9 protein-coding genes and 2 pseudogenes are annotated in these 13,084 nt (G+C 73.8%); 5 read left to right on the top strand and 6 right to left on the bottom strand.

Annotated features, from left to right (window positions below):
• Window positions 1–39 precede the first annotated feature (39 nt).
• Window positions 40–1,398, top strand: a pseudogene (locus ACYVMZ_RS31690) (erythromycin esterase family protein).
• Between the two features lie 12 nt (window positions 1,399–1,410).
• Here the strand turns inward: ACYVMZ_RS31690 and ACYVMZ_RS31685 are convergent.
• Entirely contained in the window at window positions 1,411–1,905 is a 495-nt protein-coding gene (locus tag ACYVMZ_RS31685; protein WP_461085791.1) for an FBP domain-containing protein, read from the bottom strand.
• A 137-nt stretch (window positions 1,906–2,042) separates the two neighbouring features.
• Here ACYVMZ_RS31685 and ACYVMZ_RS31680 point away from each other — a divergent pair.
• Window positions 2,043–2,913, top strand: a pseudogene (locus ACYVMZ_RS31680) (DUF3626 domain-containing protein).
• Here ACYVMZ_RS31680 and ACYVMZ_RS31675 read toward each other — a convergent pair.
• Window positions 2,847–3,497, bottom strand: coding sequence for a helix-turn-helix transcriptional regulator (locus ACYVMZ_RS31675; RefSeq protein WP_461085789.1), 651 nt, complete (start codon window positions 3,495–3,497; stop codon window positions 2,847–2,849). The pseudogene ACYVMZ_RS31680 and the gene ACYVMZ_RS31675 overlap by 67 nt on opposite strands.
• A gap of 151 nt (window positions 3,498–3,648) precedes the next feature.
• On the opposite strand from ACYVMZ_RS31675, the gene ACYVMZ_RS31670 reads away from it, so the two are divergent.
• From ACYVMZ_RS31670 to ACYVMZ_RS31660, 3 genes are all read left to right on the top strand, one after another.
• Complete coding sequence (locus ACYVMZ_RS31670) at window positions 3,649–6,837, top strand: cytochrome P450 (RefSeq protein WP_461085787.1); 3,189 nt, start codon at window positions 3,649–3,651, stop codon at window positions 6,835–6,837.
• A gap of 23 nt (window positions 6,838–6,860) precedes the next feature.
• Window positions 6,861–7,823: a phosphotransferase family protein gene (locus ACYVMZ_RS31665; RefSeq protein WP_461085785.1), complete on the top strand. Its 963-nt coding sequence runs from the start codon at window positions 6,861–6,863 to the stop codon at window positions 7,821–7,823.
• Between the two features lie 183 nt (window positions 7,824–8,006).
• Window positions 8,007–8,318 carry a hypothetical protein gene (locus tag ACYVMZ_RS31660; RefSeq protein ID WP_461085782.1) on the top strand — a complete coding sequence of 104 codons (312 nt, stop codon included), beginning with the start codon at window positions 8,007–8,009 and terminating at the stop codon, window positions 8,316–8,318.
• A gap of 187 nt (window positions 8,319–8,505) precedes the next feature.
• Here the strand turns inward: ACYVMZ_RS31660 and ACYVMZ_RS31655 are convergent, their stop codons facing one another.
• From ACYVMZ_RS31655 to ACYVMZ_RS31640, 4 genes are all read right to left on the bottom strand, one after another.
• Window positions 8,506–9,534, bottom strand: a complete 1,029-nt coding sequence (locus ACYVMZ_RS31655) for an SDR family oxidoreductase (protein ID WP_461085780.1) — start codon at window positions 9,532–9,534, stop codon at window positions 8,506–8,508.
• A 455-nt stretch (window positions 9,535–9,989) separates the two neighbouring features.
• Window positions 9,990–11,201: an FUSC family protein gene (locus ACYVMZ_RS31650; RefSeq protein ID WP_461085778.1), complete on the bottom strand. Its 1,212-nt coding sequence runs from the start codon at window positions 11,199–11,201 to the stop codon at window positions 9,990–9,992.
• A 121-nt stretch (window positions 11,202–11,322) separates the two neighbouring features.
• A complete protein-coding gene (locus tag ACYVMZ_RS31645) occupies window positions 11,323–11,979 on the bottom strand; it encodes an HAD family hydrolase (RefSeq protein ID WP_461085776.1) in 657 nt (218 codons plus the stop codon).
• Window positions 11,980–12,033: 54 nt separating this feature from the next.
• On the bottom strand, window positions 12,034–13,062 hold the full coding sequence (locus tag ACYVMZ_RS31640) for a PHP domain-containing protein (protein WP_461085774.1): 1,029 nt from the start codon (window positions 13,060–13,062) through the stop codon (window positions 12,034–12,036).
• Window positions 13,063–13,084: the final 22 nt, after the last annotated feature.

The raw sequence follows: 13,084 nt of genomic DNA, 5'->3' as shown, positions 1-13,084 counted from the left end.
CGCATGGTGTCCGGCGAGGCGGAGCGGAAGCCTTGGATCATGACACGCCATCGGACCGGAATCCTTCTGACCCTGTTCGCCGCTCTCGGCGCCGTGACGGCCGGCACCCCGGCCGTCGCCGCACCCGCCCTCCCCCCTGCCCCGGCCTCCGTCCACGCCTCGACGGTCGTCGACGCCCTCGACCGGGCCGCGCACCGGCTGCGCACCGTCGAACCGGGCGGCGACAGCCGCGACCTGCGCCCGCTCGACCGGATGATCGGCGACGCCCGGGTCGTCGGCCTGGGCGAGGCCACCCACAGCACGCACGACTTCTTCGCCCTCAAGGACCGCGTCTTCCGCCACCTCGTCGAGGAGAAGGGCTTCCGCACCTTCGCCCTGGAGGCCCCCTGGAGCACCGGCCTGCGCCTCAACGACTACGTGCTGCACGGCAGGGGAGACCCGCGGCGCATCATGCGCGAGGAGTTCCAGCGCGACTACCTGTGGTGGAACAACACCGACTACCTGCGGCTCCTGGAGTGGATGCGCGCCTACAACCGGCAACACCCGCAGGATCCGGTCCAGTTCATGGGCGACGACTTCGCCTGGGCTGGTCCCGAGCTGTACGACAAGGTCACGGGCTATGTGGCCCGCGCCCACCCCGGCCTCCTCGCCCGTTTCACCGAGCTGTACCGGGGACTGCGGCCCACGGTGCCGACGGGAGCGTACATCGAGCAGTACCTGAACAAGCCGTACGCCGAACGCGAGGCGATGGCGGCCCGCACCGGCGAGGCCCTGAAACTGCTGCGGCAGCAGCCGCCGGGCACCGAGCGGGAGGCGTACGACTGGGCGGTCCAGCACGCCACCGCCATCGACTAGACCGCTCGCGGATACGCCTTCGACTTCGAGGACGAGGAACAGGTCAGGGCCGCCATGCGCTACCGCGACTCGGTCATGGCGGACAACGTGGCCTGGTGGGTGGAGCACACGGGCACCAAGGCCCTGCTGTCGGCGCACAACGGACACATCGCCTACGTGCCGGACGATCCCGCCCACTATCCGAAGATGCAGGGCGCGTTCCTGCGCGACCGGCTCGGCAAGGGGTACGTCAGCGTCGGCTTCACCTTCTACCGGGGCTCGTTCAACGCCACCGGGCCCGACGAGAACACCCAGCGGTTCACCCTGGGGCCGGCGGGGCCCGGCAGCAACGAAAGGACGCTCGACCGCGTGGGGCACCGGGACTACGTCGTCGACCTGCGGACCGCGCCGTCACCGGCCCGCGCCTGGCTGAGGGAGGCCCGGCCGACCCGCAGCATCGGCACGGTCTACCCGGAGGCGGAGCACGACATCGCGCTCGCCCGCAGCTATGACGTCCTCATACATCTGCACCGTGTGGAGGCCGCCCAGCTGCGCGACCGGTGACCGGCATCCGGCTCAGGCGCACACCTTGTCGAGGAAGGCGGACAGGTTGCCCGTGGTGCGGGCGATCTGTTCCTCCAGGGTCAGGCTCTCCTCGAAGCGGGCGCCGGTCTCCGGCACCTTCTTGCCGCGGATGTACAGGGAACACGCGAGATCGGTGCACATGTACGCGCCGACCGAGTTGCCCTCCCGGCCCGCCGGGCCCGCCTTGCGCGCGGTCATCAGCGACACACCGCCCCGCGGATGGGTCGTCAGACACAGCGAGCACATGCTGCGGTGCAGGAAACCGCGCTGTGCCGGCTGGAAGCGCAGCGCCAGACCGACGAGCCGTCCCTCGCGTTCGGTGACGAGATAACTGCGGTCGGGTGCTCCCGGATCCCGCCAGCCCAGGAAGTCCAGGTCGTCCCAGGGCCGTTCGGCGAGGTCGCGGGGTATGGCCAGGCGCTTGGCCTCTCCCTTCGAGCAGTTGATGAACGAGTTGCGGATGTCCTGCTCGGTGAGGGATCTCATGGGGGGTCTCCTGGGCGTCGTACGAGCGAAACCTAGGGGGTCTAGGTTTCGTGGTCAGGGTAGACAGCCTCGGCGAAGGGGAGCCAGTGGATTTTCGTGAGATCGCTTCACCGCGGGCGTGGGCGGCGCTGCGCCATGTGGCGGCGCGCTCGGCGGGACCGGCGCTCGGGCCGGGGCCGCGCATCACGCTGAACTTCCATCCGGACCGGCTGGTGCGCGGGCTGCCGGTCCTCACCGCGCTGGCTCAGGACGGCGGGTACCACTCGCAGTTCGTCACCGGTACCAGCAACGGCGGTCTCACCGCGCACCCGGGCGGCGACCGCCGGCGCTGGGAGAGCCGGATCTTCGGCGGGGCGTACGGCGACGCCGCCCCGCCAGAGCGGCCCGTGTACGGCGCGCTGAACTTCCGCCGTCAAGTGGTCGGCGCGGCACCGCGGTTCGGCTCCTCGCACTTCCGGCTGACCAGTGCGGTGCTCTCCCGCGCCACGTTCTGCTACCCCGACAGCGCGGCCGAGCCGACCGACTTCGGGGTCGCGGCCGGCATGTCCCTCATCGCGCTGGCCGAGGCGGACGAGCGGGACCCCCTCAACGACTACATCGAGGCACAGGTGCACTGGAGGCGTCGACCTGGCCCGCGACGTGGAGGCGCTCATGCTGGACGCGTGCTACCGCGGCACCCCCGTGGAGGCGGCGGCCCGGCGGCTGCCGTGCCCCGTCGCGTGGCACCCCGGCTACCGGCTGACCGTGGCCGAACTGCGCCGCCACGCGGACTACCGGGGCCCGGAGTACGCCGAGCTGGGCGCCCGGATCGTCCGGGACGGCCGTATCGACCCCCGGGTCATGGGCGACGCGGCCCGCACCGGACGGTACGAGCTGCAGGACCTGAAGATGGTGTGGCACACGATCGCCCGTTTCGGAGCCCCGAAGGGGGCGGGCACCGCCTACTGCGCGACCGGGACCGCGGGCGCCGGGGGCCAGACCCCGGGGGTGAGCACCCCCAGCGCGTAGGCGCGGGCAACCAGTTCGGTGCGGTTGGCCGCGCCCCAGCGGGCGGACAGCCGCCGCAGATGGTAGGTCACGCCGTCCGTGGTCAGGCCGGTCTCGCGGGCGGCCCGGGCCGTCGTGGCGCCCCCGGCCAGCAGGGCCAGGATGCGGGCCTCCATCGGAGTGACCCGGGCCGGGGCGGCGGACGTCTCGGCGCGGGGTTCGGGTTCGCCGTCCACCCGCAGCATCACCAGCAGCGCGGGCGTCTCCTCGACGGTGTCGCTCACCGGGTCCGCCGTCAGTTCCCCGTACCGCTCCGCGCCACCGGGCGCCCGCCAGCGCACCGACACCTGGTACCGCGACCGGTGCCGCAGCCGCAGCGCCTCGGCGATCCGCTCCACCTGCGTCGCCTCCCGCGGCCGGAACAGCTCCAGCACGTCCCGCCCGCGCAGCCGCCCCGGCGTCGTACCGCACTCCGTCGCCATCGCCGGATTGGCGAGCAGGACCGACCCGTACACATCACAGACGGCGACCGGCACCGTCACCCGGTCGAAGAGCGTCAGCGCGCGGTTGCGCCACACGACGGCCTCCCGCCGCCCCGTGTCCACCGGTACCTCCTGCCACGCCGTGCTGCTCCGCGCAAGCGTGACGCGCCTGCTCGTCCTACACAATCATGTAGTGCGGTGGGGCGGCCCGCCGGTCCCCGTCGATCACGCTGGATCGCAGTACGTCCGTACCGCGAAAGGCAGTTGCCGCGTCATGTCCCCCACCGTGCCGCACCCCAGCACCGCAGACACCCTCCCCGGCGTCCCCGTCGCCGACATCTCCGCGACCGGACCCGGCCGTACCCCGATCCAGCAGGTCATGGGCCTGATGCGGGAGCACGGCCCGGTGCTCGTGCGGCGGCTGCACGGGCGGGACACGCTGTTCGTCGCCGACCTGGACCTCGTCACCGAACTCGCCGACGAGCAGCGGTTCGCCAAGCACATCGGACCCGCTCTGGAGAACGTCCGGGAGTTCGCCGCCGACGGGCTGTTCACCGCGTACAACGACGAGCCCAACTGGGCCAAGGCGCACGACATCCTCATGCCCGCCTTCGCCCTCGGCTCGATGCGCACCTACCACCCGGTGATGCTGCGGGTGGCCCGCCGGCTCATCGAGTCCTGGGACCGCGCCGCCCGCGCCGGGCAGCCGGTGAACGTCCCCGACGACATGACGCGGATGACCCTCGACACCATCGGCCTGGCCGGATTCGGCTACGACTTCGGGTCCTTCACACGGGACGAGCCCCACCCGTTCGTCGAGGCGATGGTCCGCTGCCTGGAGTGGAGCATGACCCGCCTCGCCCGCGTCCCGGGCCAGGACCACTCGGCGGCCGACGCGGCCTTCCGCACGGACGCCGCCTACCTCGCCCAGGTCGTCGACGACGTCATCGCCTCCCGCACCGGAACCGACCAGCGCGGCGCCGAGGACCTGCTCGGCCTCATGCTCACCGCCCGGCACCCGGCCGACGGCACCACCCTCGACACCGCCAACATCCGCAACCAGGTCATCACGTTCCTGATCGCCGGGCACGAGACCACCTCCGGCGCGATGTCCTTCGCCCTGTACTACCTCGCCAAGCACCCCGCCGTGCTCCAGCTCGTCCAGCGCGAGGTGGACGCGCTGTGGGGCGACCGGGCCGAGCCCGAGCCGACGTACGACGACATCGGCAGGCTGACGTACACGAGGCAGGTGCTCAACGAGGCGCTGCGGCTGTGGCCGACGGCCGCCGCCTTCGCCCGGGAGGCGGTCGAGGACACGCTGCTCGGCGGACGCGTCCCGCTGCGTGCCGGGCAGGGCGTCATCGTGCTCGCCCCGATGCTGCACCGGCAGCCCGTGTGGGGCGACAACCCCGAACTGTTCGACCCCTCCCGCTTCACACCCGAGGCGGAGGCGGCCCGCCCGGTGCACGCCTTCAAGCCGTTCGGAACCGGTGAACGCGCCTGCATCGGGCGCCAGTTCGCGCTGCACGAGGCGACCATGCTGCTGGCGATGCTCGTCCACCGCTACCGGCTGCACGACCACGCCGGCTACCGGCTCACCGTGAAAGAGACCCTCACCCTCAAGCCCGATGGCTTCACCCTGACCCTCACCCCGCGCACGGCCGCCGACCGCGCGCACGCCGCGCTGCCCGGAGCAGTACGCGACGAGGAGACCGGAGCGACCCCGGCTCCCGGCACCCTGCCCGCCCGCGTCCGCCCCGGCACCGGCGCCCTCTTCCTGCACGGCAGCAACTACGGCACCTGCCGCGACTTCGCCGCCCAGCTCGCCGACGAGGCCGCCGCCCTCGGCTGCGAAACCGAGGTCGCGCCGCTCGACGCGTACGCCGACGGCCTGCCCATCGACCGGCCCGTCGTCATCACCGCCGCTTCCTACAACGGACGCCCCACCGACGACGCCGCCGCCTTCGCCGCCTGGCTGGAGGGCACCCCGGACGTCTCCGCGGTGACGTACGCCGTGCTGGGCGTCGGCGACCGCAACTGGGCCGCCACCTACCAGCACGTTCCCACCCGCATCGACGAGCGGCTGGCCGAGCTCGGCGCCACCCGGCTGCTCGACCGCGCCGCGGCCGACGCCTCCGGCGACCTGACCGGCGCCGTCCGCGACTTCACCGCCCGCCTGCGCACCGCCCTCCTGGAGCGGTACGGGGACCCGGAGGCCACCGCACCCAGCGACGAGCCCGTGGCGGCCTACGCGGTCCGCACACTCACCGGCGGCCCGCTGGACGCCCTCGCCGACCGCCACGGGCTGGTCCCGATGACCGTCACCGAGGCATACGACCTGACAGCGCCCGGGTATCCGCGTCGCAAGCGGTTCGTCCGCGTCGCGCTGCCCGAGGGCGTCACCTACCGCACGGCCGACCACCTCACCGTCCTCCCCGCCAACGCCCCGGCCCTCGTCACCCGCGCCGCCGCGGCGCTCGGCGCCGACCTCGACACCGTCCTGGACATCCGGCCCACCCGCCCCCGCCGCGACGGCCTCGCCGTGGACCGGCCGGTGACGGTACGGCACCTCCTCACCCACCACGTCGAACTGCAGGAACGCCCGAACGCCGCCCAGCGGGCCGCGCTCGCCGCCGCCAACCCCTGCCCGCCCGAACGCCTGTCCCTGGCAGCCCTCACCGACGACGACCCGCGCACCCTCGTGGACATCCTCGAGGACCACCCCGCCCTGCGCGGCGCCCTCGCCTGGCCGGCGCTCCTCGACCTGCTCACCCCGCTGCGCCCCCGCCACTACTCCATCTCGTCCTCGCCCGCCGTCGACCCCGGCCACGCGGACCTGATGGTCTCGCTGCTGGAAGCCCCCGCCCACTCCGGCAAGGGCCTCTACCGGGGCACCGGTTCCGGTCACCTCGCCGCCGTCGAGCCCGGCGACACGGTGTACGCCCGGGTCCAGCCCTGCCGGGAGGCCTTCCGGATCGACGCCGTCGACGCCTGCGCACCGGTCGTCATGGTCGCCGCCGGCACGGGCCTCGCCCCGTTCCGCGGCGCGATCGCCGACCGCACGGCAGCCCTCGCCGCGGGCGTCGAAATCGCCCCGGCCGTCTGCTACTTCGGCTGCGACGCCCCCGACGCCGACTTCCTGCACGCCGCGGAACTGCGCGCCGCCGAAGCCGCCGGAGCCGTCTCGCTCCGCCCCGCCTTCAGCGCGGCCCCCGACGGCGAGGTGCGGTTCGTGCAGCACCGCATCGCCGTGGAGGCCGACGAGGTCTGGGCCCTGCTGAACGCCGGAGCCCGCGTGTACGTCTGCGGTGACGGTGCCCGAATGGCACCGGGCGTGCGCGACGCGTTCCGTACCCTGTACCGGAAGCAGGTGCCGGGCGCCGGCCAGGCGGCCGCCGAGCAGTGGCTGGACGGGCTGATCGCCGAGGGGCGTTACGTCGAGGACGTGTACGCGGCCGGCTGACGAGGAGAAGGGGCGGGCGCACGGTGGTGGACTCCTGGGAACGGGCCCGGCACGTCCTGGCGGAGGCGGGCCTGCCGCCCGACCGCCTCGCCCACCTCCGCCCGCTGACCGGCGGCACGTACAACACCGTCGAGGAGCTCCGCCTCACCGACGGCAACCGCTACGTGCTGAAGATCCCGCCCGCGCCCACCGCTCCGGGCCTTCGGCACGAGCGGCGACTCCTCGTCTCCGAGGCGGAGTTCTACGGTGCGGCGGCCAGGGCAGGCGTACCGGCGCCGCGCGTACGGGCCGTCGGCACGCCGTTTCTGCTGATGACCGCGTGCCCCGGCGACCCCTGGGACGACACGCTCACCGACACCGAACGGGCCGCTCTGCGCAGGGAGCTGGGCCGTCAGGTCGCCCGTCTGCACGACCTGACGGGGCCCGGCTTCGGCTACCCCTCCGGTGCCCTCGGCCCGCTCGCGCCCGACTGGCGGACCGCGTTCACCACGATGTTCGAGGCGGTCCTCGACGACGCCCGGCGCTACCGGCCCCGGCTGCCGCGCCCCGTCGACACGGTGGCCCGCACCGCCCGGGCCGCCTACGACGCCCTCGACGAGGTCACCGTCCCGCGCCTCGTCCACTTCGACCTGTGGCCGGGCAACATCCTCATCGACCGCTCGGCGGGGGACGCCCGCATCGGCGGCCTCATCGACGGCGAGCGCATGTTCTGGGGCGACCACCTCGCCGACTTCGTCTCCCTGGCGCTGCTGGGCGACATCAAGCAGGACGAGGCGTTCCTCGCGGGCTACCGGGAGGCCGGCGGCCGGGCCCGTTTCGACACCCCGGCCCGCCTGCGTCTCGCCCTGTACCGCGCCTACCTCTACCTGATCATGCTCACCGAGACGGTCCCACGGGCGGTCGACGAGGGGCAGGAGCGGTGGGTGCAGGACGCGGTCGCCCCGGAACTCGTCTCGGCCCTGGAGGAGATCGAGGAACTGCGGTGAGCTCACGGGCGCCCGGCCCGGGCAGATCCCACCGGCGGCCGGACGGTTCCGTCGGCCAGGCCCTGTCCCCGCCGGGCGCACCGCGCCGGAGGAGGGGCGCCACCGAGGTTTCGCTGATCACGGCGGAGGTACTCGCGTGACGCCCGAACGCGTGACACCCGAACGACCGGAAGGGAGCACGCCGTGACCGACCACCGCTCCGAAGGGCCGGGGGAGACCGGCCCCCCCACTCCGCGGGACCTGCCGGACCAGCAGGCCGGCGCGGGAGAGGACCCGTGGGAGGTCGCCCCGTCCCGCGCGGCCGGTGACACCGGCGAGGACGCCGAGGCCTCCGGGGCCGACGAGTCCGGCGCCGACGAATCAGGCGTCGACGAATCAGGTGAGCCCGCGACCGACGTTCCCGACACGGACGAGGCGGGCACCGGCCGCCAGGGTGCCGCGCGCCCGGCCACGGTCAACCCCGAGCACCCCACACCCGACGAGTCGCCCGCCTGAGGCGGCCCACCGGTCTGCTCAGTCCGTTCCCCGGCGCGGCAGGCGCCGGGGAACGGCCGAGCGGAGGCTCGACTTCGTACGGCTGGCCCATCAAGTGAAGGCCCGGGGACGGTTCTCCGACGCTGCCGCCCCGCCGCTCAGTCCGAAGACGGCGAGCACGGCCAGTAGCCGGTGAACCGCCCGGCCGTCAGCCCACCTTGCGCCCCCGCAACGGCTCCGTCCGAGCCCCCGCGCCCTGCTGCAGGCCCTGCAGGAACTCCTCCAGCACCTCCGTCGCCGTGCGTGTCGGCCGCCAGCCGAGCTCCGCACGCGCGCGCGTGCAGTCCATCAAGGGGAGCCTCAGTACGGCGTCGAAGAGGTGCGGGGGGGCCGGCAGCAGGTGCAGGCCCCACGCTGCGGCGATCGCCGAGCGGGCCGCGGTGCGGGGCAGCCGTATCGGGCGGGCGCCCAGCATCTCGCCGAGCAGCTCCGCGTCCACCGGCGGCTCGGCCGCCAGGTTGAAGGCGCCGCGGACGTCGGTGTGCACCGCCAGCCGGTACGCGTTGGCCGCGTCGTCGGTGTGCAGCGCCTGCACCCGCAGCCCCGGGATGTCCGGGAGGAAGGGCAGCAGTTCGGGGCGCGCCAGCGGGCCCGGCAGGAAGCGGCCGCCGAAGATGCGGCGCTGCTCGCTCGCGGACTCCCGCTTGAACAGGAACGCGGGCCGCATCCGCACCACCCGGGTCTCGGGGTGGTCGCGCTCGAACGTGTCCAGAGCACGCTCCAGATAGGCCTTCTCCCGGCAGTACGCGGCGTCCGGCCAGCCGTGCGTCGGCCACGACTCGTCCACGGCGTGATCCTTGGGACCCGGCGAGTACGCGCCGACCGACGAGGCGTGCACCAGCGCCGGCACCCCGGCCGCGGCCACCGCCTCGAAGACCCGCATGCTGCCGAGCACGTTCGTGCGCCAGGTCGTCGCCGGGTCGTGCGTCGGCTGGAACGCCCAGGCCAGATGGACCACGGCATCGGCGCCCGCGAACTCCTTGACCAGGCCGGAGTGTTCGGAGGCCAGATCGACCGCCGACCAGTCCGTCTTGTCCGGCGACCACTCGGGGATCCGCCGGGCCAGGCCCAGCACGGAGCCGACCTCCGGGTCCTCGGAGAGGAGACGCACGACGCTGGTGCCCACGTTTCCGGTGGCGCCCGTGACGACGATCCTCATGCCCGTTCCGCTGCTCACCTTCCGCTCCTCTCGGCGCGCCGGCTCGAAGAGGTGACCGAGTACCCGGCCTGCGCGCGTTCCACCCGGAGGGCGGCCGTGACGCGGCCTCCATACGTATGTGGCCGAGACTGCCCGTGCGGCGCGGGCCGCGGGAAGGGCTGAGCCCCTCCACGGTCGGCGGCTGGGAGAGAGAACGGCCTGCCCGGGGGAGCGGCGGCGCCGAAAAGCCCCGACCGGACGGGGGAATCACGGTCGGGGCGGCTCAGAGGTGGGTACGGATGGCGGTCGCCTCTCGGCGAAAGGCTCCACAGGGCTTCAGCCGAACGATCGTCCCTGTGGGCAAAAGGTGAGGCCCGGGGACACTGTCCCATCCGTACCCACGGCTTGTTCAACGGCCAACCACCTCTGGGTGTTCCGTGCTCTGCCCCCCTTTGGGGTGATGTGCGTCACCACGGGTCATCACGCCAGGTGCGTCACTTCCCCCGCGCGTCCGGAACGGTCTCCGCCCACAGGTTCTCGGCCTGGAGCAGCAGGGTGCCCAGGACCGCCGTCCGCGCGGCGCCCTGTCCGGCGTGCTCGCGCAGCTCCTCCTCGAGGTGGTGGTGCAGCTCCCGCCTCGACGCCTCGGCCCTGCCCTCCGCGGCAGCGCCCGCGTCGCCGTCCAGCAGGCGGCGGGCCTCCGCGTGACAGGCGTCCCCGATCAGTTCCAGCAGACGTGCGTACGCGCGCAGGGCCCGGCCCTCGGGCGGGGCGGGTGTCCGGCTCTCGTCGGCCGCCACCGCCAGCGTCCGCACCAGTGCCGTGACATGCCCGGTGACGCGACTGAAGCGCTCGTCCTCCTCCGTCGGCGGCAGGGCCGCCTGCGGAGCACGGTGGAACCACCGCAGCGGGCGCGAGGTCAGCCGCAGACTCTCCTGGCTCCAGCGGCGGGCCGCGCGCAGCGCGTCCAGGCGGCGTTCCAGCCGTGCCGACGCGCTGAGCCAGCCGGCCGCGTTGTGTGCGTCCCACTCGTTCTCCCGCAGGTCGGCGGCGACGGTGTGCAGCACGTCGCCGGCGTCCCGGGGGAGCGCGGCCAGGTTCTCCCGTACGTCCCGCAGATGGATCGGCGGCAGGACGAGCGCGTTGACGGCGACGCCGATGACCGCGCCGAGCGCCGCCAGCCCCACCCGGTGCCCGACCGCGGACGCGCTGACCGTGCCCGAGGCGAGGGTGAACAGGGCCGTGGTGGCCGCGTAGATGCCCTGGTCGCCGAAGCGGGGCCAGTTCGCGAGGAGCATCAGCACCGGTACGGACAGGGCGAGCGCGCCCGTCGTGTCGCCGGTGAGGGCCTGCGCCGCCGATGCCAGCAGGGTCCCGGCGCAGATCGCCGCGAACTGCCGTGCCCCCTGCACCAGCGAGCTGTAGACGGTGGCCTGCACCAGCACCAGTGCCACCCAGGGCGCCATCAGCGCCAGCGGGTCGCCGAGCCAGACGCCCGCCACCAGCCAGGCCAGCAGTGCCGCCGCGGCGGCCTTCAGCGACTGCACGACCAGGTCGCGCTCCCGCCCCGGCCCCCGCCAGGCGGCCCGCCCGGCCCGCCCGACGGCCCGTGCCTCTCGCCGCACGACGTCCACCGCCCGGGACACCCACGCCGCCGGTCCGGCACCATTCGTCTCGCGTCGCATCCCATCCGTCACACCGGTCATCCGCTGCGGGTATCCGCGCGTACGGGGGTGTCACTCCGGGTGTGACCGGGGTCGCAGGCCTGAGGCCCCCGGCGTCACGCCAGGCTGTGACCGACCTGCCCACCGGCCGCGGGCCGGGACCTCAGGCCAAGGGACTGTCCGCCAAGGACGCCAGCAGGTGCGCGGGATCGTCGTAGATCGCGTCCGCTCCGGCCTTCTCCAGGTCGGTGCGCGGGATGCCGCCGCACAGGACGCCCACGCAGCGCACCCCGGCCCGGCTGCCCGCGCGCATGTCCCACACCGTGTCACCGACGAACACCGCCCGCTCGGCGGACACCCCGGCCAGGTCCAGGGCGTGCTCGACCGGCTCGGGAGCGGGCTTGCCCTGGTCGACGTCGTCCGCGCTCGCCGTCGCGGTGATCGCGTCGTCCGCGTCGATCGCCCGGCGCAGCGCGCTCAGCTCGGCGCCGCCCGCCGAGGTGGCGAGCACCACCTTCCAGCCGTCCCGGTGCAGGCGCCGCAGCAGGTTCCCGGCGTCCGGCAGCGCGGGAAGCCGGTCGAAGTACTGCCCGTACAGCGCCTTGTGGGCGGCGCTCAGCCCGGCGTCCTGATCCTGGTCCCGGTCGTCGCCGAGCAGGTGGGCGATCAGGTCGGTGGAGGCCAGGCCCACGGCGCGGTGGACGGCGTGCATCGGGACCCGGTGGCCCGCCTGCCGGAAGGCTTCCCACCAGGTGACGACGTGGAGGTGGTTGGTGTCGACCAGAGTGCCGTCGACGTCGAACACGGCCGCCCGTTCCATGTGTGCAGTCCTTTCCCTCTCGCTCGGCGCACGGGTAACCACCTAGGCCCTGTCCTAGTCCGTGGGCAAGGCCCGTTCCCGGGTCCAGGCCAGCAACTCCTCCAGGGACCAGGTGGTGACCACGCGTTCGGGCGGCACCCCGCACTCCTCCGCCCGCGCGCATCCGTGGATCTGCCAGTCCAGCTGGCCCGGCGCGTGCGCGTCGGTGTCGATCGAGAACAGCACGCCCGCCTCCACAGCCCGGCGCAGCAGCCGCCGCGGCGGGTCGAGCCGCTCGGGCCGGCTGTTGATCTCCAGGGCCGTGCCGGTCTCGGCGCATGCCGCGAACACCTCGTCGGCGTCGAACTGCGACTCGGGCCGCCCCCGCCGCGTCACCAGCCGTCCCGTGCAGTGCCCGAGCACGTCGGAGTACGGACTGCGGACGGCGGCCACCATGCGGCGGGTCATCGACCGGGCGTCCATGCGCAGCTTGGAGTGCACGGACACCACCACGACGTCCAGTCGCTCCAGCAGCTCCGGCTCCTGGTCCAGCGAGCCGTCCTCGAGGATGTCGCACTCGATGCCGGTCAGCAGCCGGAACGGCGCCCAGGTCTCGTTGAGCCGCTCCACCACCTCCAGCTGCTCCCGCAGCCGGTCCGCCGACAGCCCGCGCGCCACCGTCAGCCGCGGCGAGTGGTCGGTCAGCGCCGCCCACTCGTGCCCGAGCCGCGCCGCGGCCCGGCCCATCTCCTCGATCGGGCTGCCGCCGTCCGACCAGTCGGAGTGCAGATGGCAGTCCCCGCGCAGCAGGGCCCGCAGGCGCTCCCCGCCGCGTACGGCCGGCTGCTCCCCGGCCTCGTCCTCCAGCTTGCGCAGGTATGCGGGCACCTCCCCGGCCAGGGCCTCCCGCACCACCTGCGCGGTCTTCGGGCCGACACCCTTGAGCGTCTCCAGCGACCCGGCCGCCGCCCGCCTGCGCACCTCGTCCTCGCCCAGCTCCGTCAGCACGCGCGACGCGGTGCGGAAGGCGCGTACGCGGTAGGTCGGCGCGAGGGAGCGCTCCAGCAGGAAGGCGATCCGGTCCAGTGCCTCGACGGGGTCCATCGCCACCTCCTGGCTCCAGAGT

The organism is Streptomyces deserti, from assembly GCF_054782695.1.
The sequence above is the reverse complement of the archived record's forward strand: the minus strand, read 5'-3'. Positions and strand labels throughout refer to the sequence as shown.

Excerpts from the sequence above, each read along its gene's own strand:
- ACYVMZ_RS31685 (WP_461085791.1), bottom strand. The coding sequence starts at position 1,905 with ATGAGATCCCTCACCGAGCAGGACATCCGCAACTCGTTCATCAACTGC.
- ACYVMZ_RS31670 (WP_461085787.1), top strand. The coding sequence starts at position 3,649 with ATGTCCCCCACCGTGCCGCACCCCAGCACCGCAGACACCCTCCCCGGC.
- ACYVMZ_RS31650 (WP_461085778.1), bottom strand. The coding sequence starts at position 11,201 with ATGACCGGTGTGACGGATGGGATGCGACGCGAGACGAATGGTGCCGGA.
- ACYVMZ_RS31645 (WP_461085776.1), bottom strand. The coding sequence starts at position 11,979 with ATGGAACGGGCGGCCGTGTTCGACGTCGACGGCACTCTGGTCGACACC.
- ACYVMZ_RS31640 (WP_461085774.1), bottom strand. The coding sequence starts at position 13,062 with ATGGACCCCGTCGAGGCACTGGACCGGATCGCCTTCCTGCTGGAGCGC.